The sequence below is a fragment of the Mycobacterium sp. IS-1742 genome (genome assembly GCF_001500125.1).
Lineage (GTDB): Bacteria > Actinomycetota > Actinomycetes > Mycobacteriales > Mycobacteriaceae > Mycobacterium.
Genome location: NZ_LQIV01000023.1, coordinates 284796 through 299043 on the forward strand (window position 1 = coordinate 284796; position 14248 = coordinate 299043).

Below are 14248 nucleotides of genomic sequence, written 5' to 3' on the forward strand. Positions count from 1 at the left end.
GATGCCGCCCGGCGGTATCGTTGGCCTCAGCCGTTCGCTCCGGTCACGGTGACGACACGCCAGGGACACGGCGGCGCGTGGCACGCGGCAACCGGACGTGCGAGGCGTTATGTTGGCGCGACAGCTGAATACCACCAGCGCGATTCGGCACTAACGGTCGCACCGCGCGGGAGTTAACGGGTAGCGTCGGGAAGAGGGCCTCACCACAGGTCCTGTCAACGACCCGAACCGGCCCACCGACGTCGAACAGGAAAGTAGGACCCCACCACCATGGCGCGCATTGGAGACGGCGGTGACCTGCTGAAGTGCTCGTTCTGCGGGAAGAGTCAGAAGCAGGTCAAGAAACTCATCGCCGGCCCCGGCGTGTACATCTGTGACGAGTGCATCGATCTCTGCAACGAGATCATCGAAGAGGAACTGGCCGACGCCGACGAGGTGAAACTCGACGAGCTGCCCAAGCCCGCGGAGATCCGCGAGTTCCTCGAGAGCTACGTCATCGGACAGGACACCGCCAAGCGCACCCTGGCCGTCGCCGTCTACAACCACTACAAGCGCATCCAAGCCGGGGAGAAGAGCCGCGATTCGCGCTCCGAGCCCGTCGAGCTGACGAAGTCCAACATCCTGATGCTGGGGCCCACCGGCTGCGGTAAGACCTACCTCGCCCAGACACTGGCCAAGATGCTCAATGTCCCGTTCGCCATCGCCGACGCCACCGCACTGACCGAGGCCGGCTACGTCGGTGAGGACGTCGAGAACATCCTGCTCAAGCTGATCCAGGCCGCCGACTACGACGTCAAGCGCGCCGAGACCGGCATCATCTACATCGACGAGGTCGACAAGATCGCCCGCAAGAGCGAGAACCCGTCGATCACCCGCGACGTCTCTGGCGAGGGTGTGCAGCAGGCGCTGCTCAAGATCCTCGAGGGCACGCAGGCATCGGTGCCTCCGCAGGGCGGCCGCAAGCACCCGCACCAGGAGTTCATCCAGATCGACACCACCAACGTGCTGTTCATCGTCGCGGGTGCGTTCGCCGGGCTGGAGAAGATCGTCTCCGACCGCGTCGGCAAGCGTGGTCTGGGCTTCGGCGCCGAGGTCCGCTCGAAGGCCGAGATCGACACCCAGGACCACTTCGCCGAGGTCATGCCCGAGGACCTGATCAAGTTCGGTCTGATCCCCGAGTTCATCGGCCGCCTGCCCGTCGTGGCGTCGGTGACCAACCTCGACAAGGACTCGTTGGTCAAGATCCTGTCGGAGCCGAAGAACGCGCTGGTCAAGCAGTACACCCGGCTGTTCGAGATGGACGGCGTGGAACTCGAGTTCAGCGGTGACGCGCTCGACGCCATTGCCGACCAGGCCATCCACCGCGGCACCGGCGCCCGCGGTCTGCGCGCCATCATGGAGGAAGTCCTGCTGCCGGTGATGTACGACATCCCGAGCCGCGACGACGTCGCGAAGGTCGTCGTCACCAAGGAGACCGTGCAGGACAACGTGCTCCCGACGATCGTGCCGCGCAAGCCGCAGCGCAGCGAGCGTCGCGACAAGAGCGCTTAGCCCGCCGAGATTGCACTGAGGGTCGTGAACCGCGAAGGTTCACGACCCTCAGTGCATTCTCGCGAGGAACCGGTCCGGCACGGCGTACTGGTGGATGGCGCGGAAGGTCTGCCAGTACTGACGGGGCAGTGGGCCCGTCGTGTACGGCAGGCCGTACGTGTCGCACAGTGCGCGCACCCGCTGCGCGATCTGCGTCAACCGATTGCTGGGCAGGTCGGGGAACAGGTGATGCTCGATCTGGTAGCAGAGATGCCCGCTCATGAACGCCATCGCGGCGCCGGCGTGGAAGTTCGCGCTGCCCAGCATCTGCCGTAGATACCACTCGCCGCGGGTCTCGGCCTCGAGGACGGCGGGGTCGAACTTCTCCGCGCCGTCGGGGAAGTGGCCGCAGAAGATGACCGCATACGCCCACAGGTTGCGCAGCACGTTGGCCGCGACGTTGGCGAGCAGTGTCCGCCGGAACCGCCGCCCGCTGAGTGCGGGGAGGACGACGTAGTCCTTGCCGATCTGGCGCGCGACCTTGGCCAGCAGATCGCGGCCACCCTTCGCGCCGCCGACCAGCAGGGCGCGGTCCCGCGCCGCGTGGAGACCGTGCAGCGCGATGCCCCACTCGAACACCAACGCCAACAGGATGTTTCGTAACGGAGCCGCGAGGTGATCGGGCTTCCACTGCTGATCGGGGGACACCCTCAGCACGCCGAAACCGAGATCGTCGTCCACGCCGATGATGTTGTTGAACACGTGGTGGGTGTAGTTGTGGGAGTAGCGCCACTGAGACGACAGACCCGCCATGTCCCATTCCCAGGTGTTCGAGTGGATCTCCGGATCGTTCATCCAGTCCCACTGTCCGTGTCCGACGTTGTGGCCGATCTCCATGTTCTCGACACACTTGGCGGTCGCCAGGGCGACGGTGCCCAGCGCCCAGCCGGCCACCCCCCGACTGCGGTGGATCAGGATCCGCGCGGCCAGGTCGAGGAGGCGCTGCGCGCGGATGGTGCGGCGGATGTATGCCGCGTCGCGGGCACCCAGCGACGCCTCGACCTCGTCGCGGATGGCATCGAGTTCGTGCGCGAGCGCATCGACTTCCGCCTTGCTCAGATGCGCATAGGCAGCGACGTCCGTGATTGCCACATGAGTCCTCGGGTCGGCGGGGGAGTGCGCGATCGTCTACGCGTTGAGACCCTTGGTCAGGACCGCTCCTGGAACGGAGTCTACGTGCCGGCGGTGATCAGGCGAGAACGATGTCGTCGCCCTGGACCGTCACGGCCTGGGCCTGCAGCGGTCGTGTCGCCGGCCCGTTGGCGACCGAACCGTCGAGGCGGTAGCGGCTGCCGTGGCACGGGCAGACGATCTCGGCGCCCACCACCTCGGACACCTTGCAGCCCTTGTGGGTACACACCCTCGACAGTCCGGTGAACGCCCCCTGGGTCGGTTGGGTCACGACGAGGTCGTCGACGATGACACCGGACCCGACGGGGACGTCGACGACCTTGGTCAGCGCGCGGCCGGTCGCCTCGCCGCCTGCCGGTGCACTGGTTCGTTCGGCCGGCTCCTCGCCGCCCGAACCGCCGCCGGAGCCGCCGCAGGCGGTCAACGCCGCGGCCAGGGTGCCGAGCCCGGCGCCGACGACGACGTGGCGCCGGGGCATGTTCGAGGTCTCGAATTCCATGGTGCTGCCTTTCCGCTGAGAAGGCCGCTGAGAAGGCCGATGAACGGATGATCCTCGTCGGCGGGCGCCGGTGGGTGGACAACCGCCGTTTTCGTCACCGGACCGCTGGGCTGCGCTCGGCCAGGACCTCGTCGATGACCGCGGCGATCTCGGCGACGCCGTCGCGGCGCGCGTAGGCGACCTCCAGGCGCCGCGCGTTCTCCTCATACCGCGGGTCGCCGAGCAGTTCGCGCACCGCGGAGCGGACCGCACGAGGCGTGGGGGAGCCGGTCCGCAGGTCGACGCCGGCTCCCGCCCAGGCGACCCGCGCCGCGACCTCCGGCTTGTCCTCGGTGTCGCCCGCGACCACCAGCGGCACCCCGAGCGACAGCGCCCGCTGCACCGCGCCGAACCCGCCGTTGGTCACCATCACATCGACCTTCGGAAGCAGGACGTCGTGCGGGATGAATTGCGCGACATGAACATTCGGCGGGAACCCGGTGGGCGGCTCGGCGAGTTCACGGCCTCCGGTGGTGGCCACCACGGTGACGTCCTCGTCGGCCAGCGCCTCGATGGTCGGCAGGAGCAACCGCCCGGGGTCGGCGTTGTCGACGGTGCCCTGGGTGACATGGACGACGGGGCGCCCGCCGTCGAGCACGTCCCACCACGCCGGGGGACGGAACCCCTGCGTCCGTGCCGGATGCACGGCGCCCACGTAGCGGACATGGGCGGGTAGATCGCTGCGCGGGTAGTCGAACTCCGGGACGGTCGGGGCGATGAACCGGTCGGCGAGCAGGGCGGCGTCGGTGACGAACGTCGGCAGCCGGCGACTGCCCATCCGGGACAGGATCTCGTTGGCGGCGCGGTGGCAACCACGCAGCAACACCCGGTGCGTCAGCGTGGTCAGAGCCGAATTGCGGAGGCGGCCCAGCGGAGTGGACGAGGGCGCCAGCCCCATCCCGAAGGGTGCGGTGTCGCGGCTGCTGATGAACAGCGGCGTGGTGGAGTAGGCCAGGATCGGCGGGCGGGCGGTGGGTTCGCCGAGCAGAAACGGCATGATGCCGAAGAACATCGCGTCGGCGATGACCGCGTCGTAGCGGGTCTCGGCGAACGCCTCGGCCAGTGCCGCCGCCTGGTACGGCATGGGCGCGACGAAGACGTTGGTGATGTCGAAGTCGACCCGCTCGATGCCGGACGTCTCGGCCCGCCCCGGGAAGCGTTCGTTGAGCCGGCTCTCGTCGATGTCGGTCTGCGGCGGCAGCGCGCGGGGACGGGCTCCGACCGAACGGATCATGGCGTCGCGCGAGGCCGAGGTGAGCACCGTCACCCGGTCGCCGCGGTCGACGAACCCGCGGGCGACGTTGAGCAGCGGTCCGATGTGGCCGATCGGCGACATCGATGCGATCAGTACTTCCGGCATTGCAACCTCCTGGCTGGTGTCCATCGGATGTCCGATGGTCGGCCAGGCGGAGGTGTCCGAGCTTGGAGGTTCGGTGGAGATCGCGTGGAGATCAGCGGGTGACGCGGTCGGGCCGGGTGTAGACGTTCATCGACTGGCCGCGCAGGAACGCCACCAGGGTGAGCCCGGATTGACCGGCCAGGTCGACCGCCAGCGACGACGGCGCCGAGACCGCGGCGAGCACCGGGATGCCCGCCATCACCGCCTTCTGCGTCAGTTCGAACGAGGCGCGGCCGCTGACCAGCAGCACCGAGCCCGCCAGCGGGATCCGGTCGGCCTCCACCGCCCAGCCGATCACCTTGTCGACGGCGTTGTGCCTGCCGACGTCCTCGCGGACGACGAGCATCTCGCCGCCGGCGGTGAACAGCGCGGCGCCGTGCAGTCCGCCGGTGGACGCGAACACCTTCTGCGCTGCCCGCAGCCGGTCCGGCAGCGCGGACAACGTGTCCGCGCTGACGCGTGCCGGGTCGTCCCCGGGACCGTGTCGGCTGATGAGTTGCACGGCCTCCAGCGAGGCCTTGCCGCACACGCCGCACGAGGAGGTCGAGTAGAAGTTGCGCCGCAGGTTCGGGCTGGGCGCGGACACGTGCGGCGCCAACGTCACGTCGAGCACGTTGTAGGTGTTGACGCCGTCGTCGCCGGCGCCGCGGCAGTACCGCACCGTCAGCACGTCGTCGCGGTGTCCGACGATTCCTTCGGTGAGCAGAAAGCCTTGCGCCAGTTCGACATCCGAGCCGGGGGTGCGCATCGTGACGGTGAGCGGCTCACCGCCGACCCGGATCTCGAGTGGCTCTTCGACCACCAGGGTCTCCGGCCGCGCGACGCTGGTGTCGGCGGTGACGTGGTGGACGCGCCGCCGCGCGGTGACACGACCCATGCGTCCAGCCTAGGAGGTGACGTCGACGACCTGGACGACGCCTCCGGTGAGGCCGGCAACGAACAGGCGGCCGGTCGTGGGGTCGACGGCGACGGTGTAGGGGTTCTGCACGGTGGGGAACCGCGCCACCTCCCGCGGTGTCGGGTCGGTCATGTCGTAGCCGACGACCTCGTTGGTGCCCGAGGACGTCACCCACACCCGGTCGCGGGTCGGGTCGTAGGTGATCCCGTAGGGGCCGCCGGGCTGGGCCACGACACCGATCTCGCGCGGCTGTGGCAGCGGGCTGAACACGCGCACGGCGTCGCCCCGGGTGTCGGTCACGACCAACCGGCCGTGCCGGTCGGCGACCTGATGCGTCGGTCCCTCGCCCGCGGGTGTCGTGCCGACGACGGTCAGCCGCTCGGTGTCGTAGACGGTGAGGTCGTTCGTGCGGACGTCGAGCATCCCCATCACGGTGTCGACCGGGGCGAGACCGGCGGGTTGGACGCTGTCGGTGAACACTTTGAGGATCTCGTCGCCCCGCAGGACGGTGACCGTGCCGCCGAGTTCGTTCGCCACGAAGACCGTGCCGTCGGCGGCCTCCGAGGCGTCGTGCGGGAACGTGCCGGTGACGATCTGCGGCTGCGCCTCACCACCGGGCAGCGCGACACGGACGAGCGCGTCGGCGCTCTCCACGGGAACCAGCACCGGGCCGCCGGGCCGGGCCAGTTGCAGGTGACGGCCGAACCCGGGTAGCGGGGTGCGGGCGGTGACCTCGGCGGTGTCGGCGTCGAGCAGGACCAATGCGTTCGGCTTGCGGGTGAGGACGGCGACCGTGCGGGTGCGCGCGTCGGCGACGATGCCCTCCGGCTGCGTTCCGACCGCGACGATGCGACCGGGCACCGGCGCGGTCTGTGGTGGTGCACTCCGCGGTTCGGCCGGCGGCGGCAGACCGGAGCTGGGCGGCCGGCTGCCCTCCGTCGGCACCCCCGGCGGCAGAAGTCCGGTGGTGGTCGGCGTGGCGGGGGGTGTCGGGGCCGTCGGCGGCGCCTCGGGGTCGGCGGTGCAGCCGCCGATCAGCACCCCGGCGCAGACGGCCGCCGCGGCGGTGAGCGATCGCATGGGTTCGGATACCCCGCGGGCCGTGGCGTCGCCGGCCGATGCGGTGACGGCGCTGTGACGTGCCTCAGGTCCGTACGGGCTGCAGATAGGTGACGATCGCGTTGGTCAGCCCACGCCGGGCGAGATCGAGGTCGTAGTACGAACCGAGCTGGCGCTCGGAGACCAGCCCGCGCATCGCGCCGGGGATGAACGACGCGACTTCGCGTACGCGCTCCCGGTCGACGTCGACGTCGGCGAAGGCGGTCTGACACGCCTCGATCCAGCTCTGGCCCCAGGATTGCAGTTCGGCCGCGGTCCGCGGATAGAGCCGCTCGAGTTCGGCCCCGTCGCGCGGCAGCGCTGCGCGCAGCGTCTCGATGGCCCGGGAGTCGGGGGCGGACAACCCGTCGAAGAGCACGTCGATGATCGCGGCGACACGCTCCCGCAGCGGCGCCTCGGGGGTGGTCCTCGACCTGCTGATCAGGGCCTTGGCGAAGAGCGCGGGTGCGAGCTGTCCGCGACGCTCGGCGGTGCGCTCGAGCACCGCGGCCCAGAGCCCGTCGATGTCTCCGAACTGGTACTTCACCGCACCCCAGGTGGCTCCCGCGTCCTTGGCGATGCGGTTGGCCGACGCCGCGGTGGCGTCACCCGTGGCCAGCGTGCGCAGCGCGGCGTCCAGCATCGCGTCCCGGGTGGCCTGTCCGCGCCGGTTCGTACGCCGGGTCACCTCTGCCACTTGACGAATCGTAGAGCCCTCTGTGATTCTTGTCCAATGGCCAAACCGCCGCTGTCGATGAAGCCGACCGGCTGGTTCTGCGTGGCCTGGTCGGACGAGGTCCGCGCCGGGGAGGTCCGCACCATGCACTACTTCGGCGAGGAGATGGTCGCGTGGCGCGCGCAGTCGGGCCGCGTCACGGTGATGAACGCCTACTGCGAACACCTCGGCGCGCACCTCGGGCACGGCGGCCACGTCGTCGACGAGGTCATCCAGTGCCCGTTCCACGGCTGGCAGTGGAACGCCGAAGGCCGCAACGTCTGCATCCCGTACCAGGACCGGCCCAACCGCGGCCGGCGGATGACCACCTACCCGGTGGTCGAGCGCAACGACGCCATCTGGATCTGGCACGACGTCTCGGGCCGCGACCCCTACTTCGACGCCCCCGACGTCTTCGCATCGTTCGACGACGGCAGCAGCGCCGCGGACTACTACCCGCAGCAGCGGCTGTTCCGCCAGTCGCTGGAGATGCACCCGCAGTACGTGCTCGAGAACGGGGTCGACTTCGCGCATTTCAAGTTCGTGCACCAGACCCCGATCGTCCCCGTGTTCACCCGCCACGACTTCGCCGCACCCGTGTCCTACGTCGACTTCACCATCACCTTCGAGGGCGACGAGGGACAGTCGATCGACGACGTGCGCAGCGGCGTCGAGGCGATCAACGGTGGGCTGGGGGTCGCGGTGACCAAGAGCTGGGGGATGGTCGACAACCGCACGATCTCGGCGGTCACCCCCGTCGACGAGCGCACCTCCGACGTCCGCTTCATGGTCTACATCGGGCGCACACCGGGCCGCGACGACCAGCGCGCCGCGGACAAGGCGCGCAGTTTCGGCGAGGAGGTCATCCGCCAGTTCGCCCAGGACATCCACATCTGGTCGCACCAGCGCTATTCCGATCCGCCGGCGCTGGCCACCGCCGAGTACGAGGGCTTCACCGCGATCCGCACGTGGGCCAAGCAGTTCTATCCGGACGGCATCGGTGGCAGCGCCGCCGACGTCCACGCCGCACTACAGAAGGGCTGAAGCACAATGTCCAACAGGCGTTTCCCGATCCGGGTCTTCCAGGTGGCCACGGGCAACGTGGGCACCGAGATGATCAGGCGACTGCAACACCGGCCGGACCTCGAACTCGTCGGATTGCACTGTTACACACCGGAAAAGGTGGGCCGCGATGCCGGGGAGATCGCCGGGATCGGCCCGATCGGCGTGATCGCCACCGGCACCCTGGACGAGATCATCGCCGCACGACCCGACGTCCTGACGTTCCACGGCGTGTTCCCCGACGAGGATCTCTACGTCAGAGTCCTCGAGGCCGGCATCGACATCGTCACCACCGCCGACTGGATCACCGGCTGGCACCGCGACCACAACCACCCGCACCCGTCGGGCCGGCCGGTCACCCAGGTGCTGGCGGAAGCGGCCACACGGGGTGGTTCCACGTTCTACGGCACCGGTATGAACCCCGGCGTCAACCAGATCCTCGGCGTCGTGTGCTCCGCCGACGTCGCGGAGATCGAGAACGTCACGACGATCGAATCGGTCGACGTGTCGTGTCACCACAGCCGGGACACCTGGATCGAGGTCGGGTACGGGCAACCGGTCGACGACCCGGAGATCCCGGGCAAGTTGGAGAAGTACACCCGCGTCTTCGCCGACAGCGTGTTGATGATGGCCGACTGCTTCGGCCTCGAACTCGACGAGGTCACCTTCTCCTACGAACTCGGCGCCTGCACCAGGGATGTCGACCTCGGGTGGTACCGGCTGCCGAAGGGATCGCTGGGCGGCAACTACATCAAGTACCAGGGGATGGTCGACGGTGTGTCGCGGGTCGAGACGCACCTCGAGTGGCAGATGACCCCGCACACCGACCCCAGCTGGGACATCAAGGGCTGCTACATCACCCAGATCAAGGGCGATCCCTGCATCTACAACAAGCACATGATCTTCCCGAGGCCCGGGGTGGACCTGTCCGATCCCGCAGCGTTCGCCTCGATCGGCATGACCGTCACCGGGTTGCCCGCGCTGAATGCGATCGCGTCCGTCGTCGCCGCCCCGCCCGGGCTGCTGACCAGCGCTGATCTACCGCTGCGCGGATTCGCGGGCCGGTTCAGGCTCTGACCCGGCAGATTCGCAACACACTGTTCACCGATCCGATGCCGACGTCACATGCGCGCCGGCGTGCCAACCGCGTGCGGATCTGCACAATTGAGGCATGGATGGTGATTCCGACTGGTCACGCACGCCGGCCTGGCGCGACCCGCTGTCGGTCGGGTGGCGTGCCCACCGCCAGATCCTCATGTTCCGGTTCCGGTGGAACGAACGCCGTCATTCGTCGCCCGGCGGCGGCCGCCGGCCGTAGATCCGGTGCTAGCCGACAGCTACCGACGGGTAACCTTTTCTTAGGAGAATCGCGTTCTCCAAACGTGACGAAGACCACACAAATCCGTCTGCGGGGCCGGCTTCACCCCGCTGAGCAGCGGATTTCGTCGACCCTGCCCGGCGCGGCGGTGTGACGTGTGGTATCGGCATCCCTAAGAACAGTGCAATAATCGGTACTGAGAGTGACATCAACTTCTATTCGGAACGTATGTGGGTCGTCCGCCGACGGCGCGCCGTAGCGCCCGCTAACTGGTGGACCCGCTGCTGACAGTGGGAAAGGCAGGGGGATGGGGCTGAACGGCAACGGCGCCGCACCGCGGCAGAAGCTCGAGAAGGTCGTCATCCGATTCGCCGGTGACTCCGGTGACGGCATGCAGCTCACCGGAGACCGCTTCACGTCCGAGGCGGCGCTGTTCGGCAACGACCTTGCGACGCAGCCGAACTATCCGGCCGAGATCCGCGCTCCTCAGGGCACCCTGCCCGGCGTCTCGTCGTTCCAGATCCAGATCGCCGACTACGACATCCTCACCGCAGGCGACCGGCCCGACGTTCTGGTCGCGATGAACCCCGCCGCGCTCAAGGCCAACGTCTCCGACCTGCCCCGTGGCGGCCTGATCATCGCCAACTCCGACGAGTTCACCAAGCGCAACCTGGCCAAGGTCGGCTACGACGCCAACCCGCTGGAGACCGACGAGCTGTCCGACTACGTCGTGCAGGCCGTACCGATGACCACGCTGACCCTCGGTGCCGTCGAGGAGATCGGCGCGTCGAAGAAGGACGGCCAGCGCGCGAAGAACATGTTCGCGCTCGGCCTGCTGTCGTGGATGTACGGCCGCGAACTGCACCAGAGCGAAGTGTTCATTCAGGAGAAGTTTGCCCGCAAGCCCGATGTCGCCGCCGCGAACGTGCTGGCGTTGAAGGCCGGCTGGAACTTCGGTGAGACCACCGAGGCGTTCGCCACCACCTATGAGGTCTCCCCGGCGAAGCTCAAGTCCGGCGAGTACCGGCAGATCTCGGGTAACACCGCGCTGGCCTACGGGCTCGTGGCCGCCGGGGTGCTGGCCGATACGCAGGTGGTGCTCGGCACCTACCCGATCACCCCGGCCTCGGACATCCTCCACGAGCTGTCCAAGCACAAGAACTTCAACGTGCTGACCTTTCAGGCCGAAGACGAGATCGCCGGCATCGGCGCGGCCATCGGCGCCTCCTACGGCGGCGCCCTCGGCGTCACCAGCACCTCGGGCCCGGGTGTGGCGCTCAAGGCGGAGGCCATCGGCCTGGCCGTGATGACCGAGCTGCCGCTGGTCGTGGTCGATGTGCAGCGCGGTGGCCCGTCCACCGGCCTGCCCACCAAGACCGAACAGGCCGACCTGCTGCAGGCGCTCTACGGCCGCAACGGCGAGTCGCCGGTCGTGGTGCTCGCGCCGCGGTCGCCCTCGGACTGCTTCGACATCGCGGTGGACGCGGCGCGGATCGCGCTGACCTACCGCACCCCGGTGATGATCCTGTCCGACGGCGCGATCGCCAACGGGTCGGAGCCGTGGCGCATCCCCGACGTCGCCGGGTACGACCGGATCGACCACACCTTCGCCCAACCGGGTGACGAGTTCGCCCCGTATGCCCGCGATCCCGAGACGCTGGCCCGGCAATTCGCGGTGCCGGGCACACCCGGCCTGGAGCACCGCATCGGCGGCCTGGAGAAGGCCAACGGGTCGGGCAACATCAGCTACGAGCCCAAGAACCACGACCTGATGGTGCGCTTGCGCCAGGCCAAGGTCGACGGTGTCTCGGTGCCCGACCTCGAGGTCGACGACCCGACCGGTGACGCCGACCTGCTGCTGATCGGCTGGGGTAGCTCCTACGGACCGATCGGCGAGGCGTGCCGACGGGCCCGGCGCAAGGGCATCAAGGTCGCCCACGCACACCTGCGTCACCTCAACCCTTTTCCGGCCAACCTCGGCGAGGTGCTGGCGCGCTACCCGAAGGTCGTGGCGCCGGAGATGAACATGGGTCAGCTGGCGCTGCTGCTGCGGGCCCGGTTCCTCGTCGACGTGCAGTCGGTGACCAAGGTCGAAGGCATGGCGTTCCTGGCCGACGAGGTGGAAGGCATCATCGATTCCGCCATCGACGGCACACTGGCAGACAAGGAAAACGAGAAGGCCACGTTCGCGCGGTTGGCTGCGGCCACCGTGGGAGCTGGTGTGGGAGTTGACGCATGACCGATCTCATCGGGTCCGATCTACCGCTGACGCCACTGTCCAAGACGGCGGGGGTGCCCACCACCGACCAGCCGCAGAAGGGTAAGGACTTCACCAGCGACCAGGAGGTGCGCTGGTGCCCCGGGTGCGGTGACTACGTCATCCTGAACACGATCCGCAACTTCCTGCCCGAACTGGGTCTGCGCCGCGAGAACATCGCGTTCGTCAGCGGCATCGGGTGCTCGAGCCGTTTCCCGTACTACCTGGAGACCTACGGCTTCCACTCGATCCACGGGCGTGCGCCGACCATCGCGACCGGGCTCGCGCTGGCGCGTCCCGACCTGTCGGTGTGGGTGGTCACCGGTGACGGGGACTCGCTGTCGATCGGTGGCAACCACCTGATCCACGCGCTGCGCCGCAACATCAACATCACGATCCTGCTGTTCAACAACCGGATCTACGGCCTGACCAAGGGCCAGTACTCGCCGACGTCCGAGGTCGGCAAGGTGACGAAGTCGACGCCCATGGGTTCGCTGGACTACCCGTTCAACCCCGTCTCCCTGGCGCTCGGTTCCGAGGCCACGTTCGTCGGTCGCGCGCTGGACTCCGACCGCAAGGGACTCTCCGAGGTGCTGCGGGCCGCGGCCCAGCACCGCGGCGCCGCCCTGGTCGAGATCCTGCAGGACTGCCCGATCTTCAACGACGGTTCGTTCGACGCGCTGCGGAAAGAGGGCGCCGAGGAGCGTCTGATCAACGTCCGCCACGGCGAGCCGATCACCTTCGGTGCCGACGGCGAGTACTGCGTCGTGAAGTCCGGCTACGGCCTGGAGGTCGCCAAGACCGCCGACGTGTCGGCCGACGAGATCGTGGTGCACAACGCCGAGGTCGACGATCCGGCGTACGCGTTCGCGCTGTCCCGCCTGAGCGAGCAGAACCTCGAGCACATGGTGATGGGCATCTTCCGGCAGGTCAACCGGCCCACCTACGACGACGCCGCCCGCGACCAGGTCCGGTCGGCGCGCGACGCCAAACCGCACGACACGGCGGCGCTGCAATCGCTGCTTCGCGGCAAGGACACCTGGACTGTCGACTAACGTCACCTAGGTGATCCCGGGGGCGACGTCACCCGTACCGCTTGCCGCGGTCGTACTGGCAGGCGGCGCGTCGCGCCGGATGGGACGCGACAAGGCGACCGTGGTCATCGACGGCCCGTCGGGACCCACCACACTCGTCGAGCACGTGGTGACGACGGTCGGTCGGCGCTGTGCGCCGGTGTTCGTGATCGCCGCCCCGGGCCAGCCCCTGCCGGATCTGGCTGCCCATGTGTTGCGCGACGAGGTGCGCGGGGTGGGGCCGCTGCTGGCCACGGGGAGGGGTCTGCGTGCGGCCGCCGAGGCGGGATGCCAGTGGGCGTTCGTCTGCGCCGTGGACCTGCCGTATCTGACGATGGACTTCGTGGACGATCTCGCGGTACCCGCCGAACGACTCGGTGTCGACGTCGTGTTGCCGTGGGACGGCCGCGACCACTATCTGGCGGGTGTCTACCGCACGTCGCTCGCCGGCCACATCGCGGATCTGGTGGCCGCGGGCGAGCGCAGCATGCGAGCCCTGACCGACACCGTCGACACCCAACGGATCGTCATGCCCGAGCAGCGGGCGCTCACCAACGCGAACACCCCAGCCGAACTGCCCGTCGTCGGCTGAAGAAGCCAGCAAATTGCTGGTTGGTATCCTCACATATCTCTGAGGCGTAATTCGGCGGGATACTTTTGTAAATGCACCATTTATGTCTTCGTGATCACCTGTCTGGAAAATAGTTCCATAAATGCGCTTACGTGAGCCATTCACCGGATAACTCGGCCCAGATCCCCTCGTGGAGTGCGGATTTCGGCCCGCCGTCGGGTATGCCCGTCGTCGGATCCGCAGCCAGGCAATGCCGGCGCTGCGTGAGAAATGTCCGGTAAAGGCCGGTGCGGGCCTTTTCGCGAGCGTCAACTGGGTGGGCCGGGATTGCCGGGGCTTTAACAGCGTTGCGTGATCCCCTTGTGCGACAAGATATCTCGGCGCTACTCAGGCGGGGCCCACACACCCCGTTGGCGCCGCGCTGGGGCTGAATTACGCTGCAGGGCAACGGAATTGCGGGCGAGGGCGGTCGGCGCGGCGGCCGGGCTCGTGCGAGCGAACCGGTTCTCCGTCCATGCGCCCGTCGGAGGCCGGCGAACCGGCCGTGACCACATTTACGCTGGTCAAACATCCTGCCGCGTGGTCCAGGTCACAAAAA

The 14248-nt window shown here is 68.4% G+C and carries 13 protein-coding genes; 7 read left to right on the forward strand and 6 right to left on the reverse strand.

The window, feature by feature from the left end:
- The first annotated feature begins 270 nt into the window (after nucleotides 1–270).
- Nucleotides 271–1551 carry an ATP-dependent Clp protease ATP-binding subunit ClpX gene (gene clpX / locus AU196_RS15840; RefSeq protein WP_059096012.1) on the forward strand — a complete coding sequence of 427 codons (1281 nt, stop codon included), beginning with the start codon at nucleotides 271–273 and terminating at the stop codon, nucleotides 1549–1551.
- Nucleotides 1552–1599: 48 nt separating this feature from the next.
- Here the strand turns inward: clpX and AU196_RS15845 are convergent, their stop codons facing one another.
- The 6 genes from AU196_RS15845 to AU196_RS15870 all read right to left on the reverse strand — a co-directional run bounded on the left by AU196_RS15845 (nucleotide 1600) and on the right by AU196_RS15870 (nucleotide 7342).
- Nucleotides 1600–2682, reverse strand: a complete 1083-nt coding sequence (locus AU196_RS15845) for a fatty acid desaturase family protein (protein ID WP_059096013.1) — start codon at nucleotides 2680–2682, stop codon at nucleotides 1600–1602.
- A 97-nt stretch (nucleotides 2683–2779) separates the two neighbouring features.
- The gene (locus AU196_RS15850) at nucleotides 2780–3220 is read right to left on the reverse strand and encodes a Rieske (2Fe-2S) protein (protein WP_231737599.1); all 441 of its coding nucleotides are present in this window, start codon (nucleotides 3218–3220) and stop codon (nucleotides 2780–2782) included.
- A 94-nt stretch (nucleotides 3221–3314) separates the two neighbouring features.
- Nucleotides 3315–4619 (reverse strand): nucleotide disphospho-sugar-binding domain-containing protein, encoded by a 1305-nt coding sequence (locus tag AU196_RS15855; protein WP_059096014.1) that lies wholly within the window; start codon nucleotides 4617–4619, stop codon nucleotides 3315–3317.
- A 91-nt stretch (nucleotides 4620–4710) separates the two neighbouring features.
- Nucleotides 4711–5535 (reverse strand): formate dehydrogenase accessory sulfurtransferase FdhD, encoded by an 825-nt coding sequence (fdhD, locus tag AU196_RS15860; RefSeq protein WP_059096015.1) that lies wholly within the window; start codon nucleotides 5533–5535, stop codon nucleotides 4711–4713.
- A 9-nt stretch (nucleotides 5536–5544) separates the two neighbouring features.
- Nucleotides 5545–6636 (reverse strand): YncE family protein, encoded by a 1092-nt coding sequence (locus tag AU196_RS15865; RefSeq protein ID WP_059096016.1) that lies wholly within the window; start codon nucleotides 6634–6636, stop codon nucleotides 5545–5547.
- Between the two features lie 64 nt (nucleotides 6637–6700).
- Nucleotides 6701–7342: a TetR/AcrR family transcriptional regulator gene (locus AU196_RS15870; RefSeq protein WP_059096017.1), complete on the reverse strand. Its 642-nt coding sequence runs from the start codon at nucleotides 7340–7342 to the stop codon at nucleotides 6701–6703.
- Between the two features lie 45 nt (nucleotides 7343–7387).
- On the opposite strand from AU196_RS15870, the gene AU196_RS15875 reads away from it, so the two are divergent.
- The 6 genes from AU196_RS15875 (at nucleotide 7388) to mobA (ending at nucleotide 13671) form a co-directional block, all read left to right on the forward strand.
- Nucleotides 7388–8413: a Rieske 2Fe-2S domain-containing protein gene (locus AU196_RS15875; RefSeq protein ID WP_059096018.1), complete on the forward strand. Its 1026-nt coding sequence runs from the start codon at nucleotides 7388–7390 to the stop codon at nucleotides 8411–8413.
- A gap of 6 nt (nucleotides 8414–8419) precedes the next feature.
- On the forward strand, nucleotides 8420–9508 hold the full coding sequence (locus AU196_RS15880) for an NAD(P)H-dependent amine dehydrogenase family protein (RefSeq protein ID WP_059096019.1): 1089 nt from the start codon (nucleotides 8420–8422) through the stop codon (nucleotides 9506–9508).
- 94 nt (nucleotides 9509–9602) lie between these two features.
- A complete protein-coding gene (locus AU196_RS25570; RefSeq protein ID WP_157546362.1) occupies nucleotides 9603–9749 on the forward strand; it encodes a hypothetical protein in 147 nt (48 codons plus the stop codon).
- A gap of 307 nt (nucleotides 9750–10056) precedes the next feature.
- The gene (locus tag AU196_RS15885) at nucleotides 10057–11988 is read left to right on the forward strand and encodes a 2-oxoacid:acceptor oxidoreductase subunit alpha (protein ID WP_059096020.1); all 1932 of its coding nucleotides are present in this window, start codon (nucleotides 10057–10059) and stop codon (nucleotides 11986–11988) included.
- Nucleotides 11985–13061, forward strand: coding sequence for a 2-oxoacid:ferredoxin oxidoreductase subunit beta (locus tag AU196_RS15890; protein ID WP_059096021.1), 1077 nt, complete (start codon nucleotides 11985–11987; stop codon nucleotides 13059–13061). The genes AU196_RS15885 and AU196_RS15890 overlap by 4 nt, the downstream gene beginning before the upstream one ends.
- A gap of 10 nt (nucleotides 13062–13071) precedes the next feature.
- A complete protein-coding gene (gene mobA, locus AU196_RS15895; RefSeq protein ID WP_082695735.1) occupies nucleotides 13072–13671 on the forward strand; it encodes a molybdenum cofactor guanylyltransferase in 600 nt (199 codons plus the stop codon).
- Nucleotides 13672–14248 lie beyond the last annotated feature (577 nt).

Bases quoted from the DNA above. Each gene is read 5' to 3' on its own strand.
- AU196_RS15865 (WP_059096016.1), bottom strand. From the start codon at position 6,636: ATGCGATCGCTCACCGCCGCGGCGGCCGTCTGCGCCGGGGTGCTGATC.
- clpX (WP_059096012.1), top strand. From the start codon at position 271: ATGGCGCGCATTGGAGACGGCGGTGACCTGCTGAAGTGCTCGTTCTGC.
- AU196_RS15880 (WP_059096019.1), top strand. From the start codon at position 8,420: ATGTCCAACAGGCGTTTCCCGATCCGGGTCTTCCAGGTGGCCACGGGC.
- AU196_RS15890 (WP_059096021.1), top strand. From the start codon at position 11,985: ATGACCGATCTCATCGGGTCCGATCTACCGCTGACGCCACTGTCCAAG.
- AU196_RS15850 (WP_231737599.1), bottom strand. From the start codon at position 3,220: ATGGAATTCGAGACCTCGAACATGCCCCGGCGCCACGTCGTCGTCGGC.
- AU196_RS15875 (WP_059096018.1), top strand. From the start codon at position 7,388: ATGGCCAAACCGCCGCTGTCGATGAAGCCGACCGGCTGGTTCTGCGTG.
- AU196_RS25570 (WP_157546362.1), top strand. From the start codon at position 9,603: ATGGATGGTGATTCCGACTGGTCACGCACGCCGGCCTGGCGCGACCCG.
- AU196_RS15855 (WP_059096014.1), bottom strand. From the start codon at position 4,619: ATGCCGGAAGTACTGATCGCATCGATGTCGCCGATCGGCCACATCGGA.
- fdhD (WP_059096015.1), bottom strand. From the start codon at position 5,535: ATGGGTCGTGTCACCGCGCGGCGGCGCGTCCACCACGTCACCGCCGAC.
- AU196_RS15885 (WP_059096020.1), top strand. From the start codon at position 10,057: ATGGGGCTGAACGGCAACGGCGCCGCACCGCGGCAGAAGCTCGAGAAG.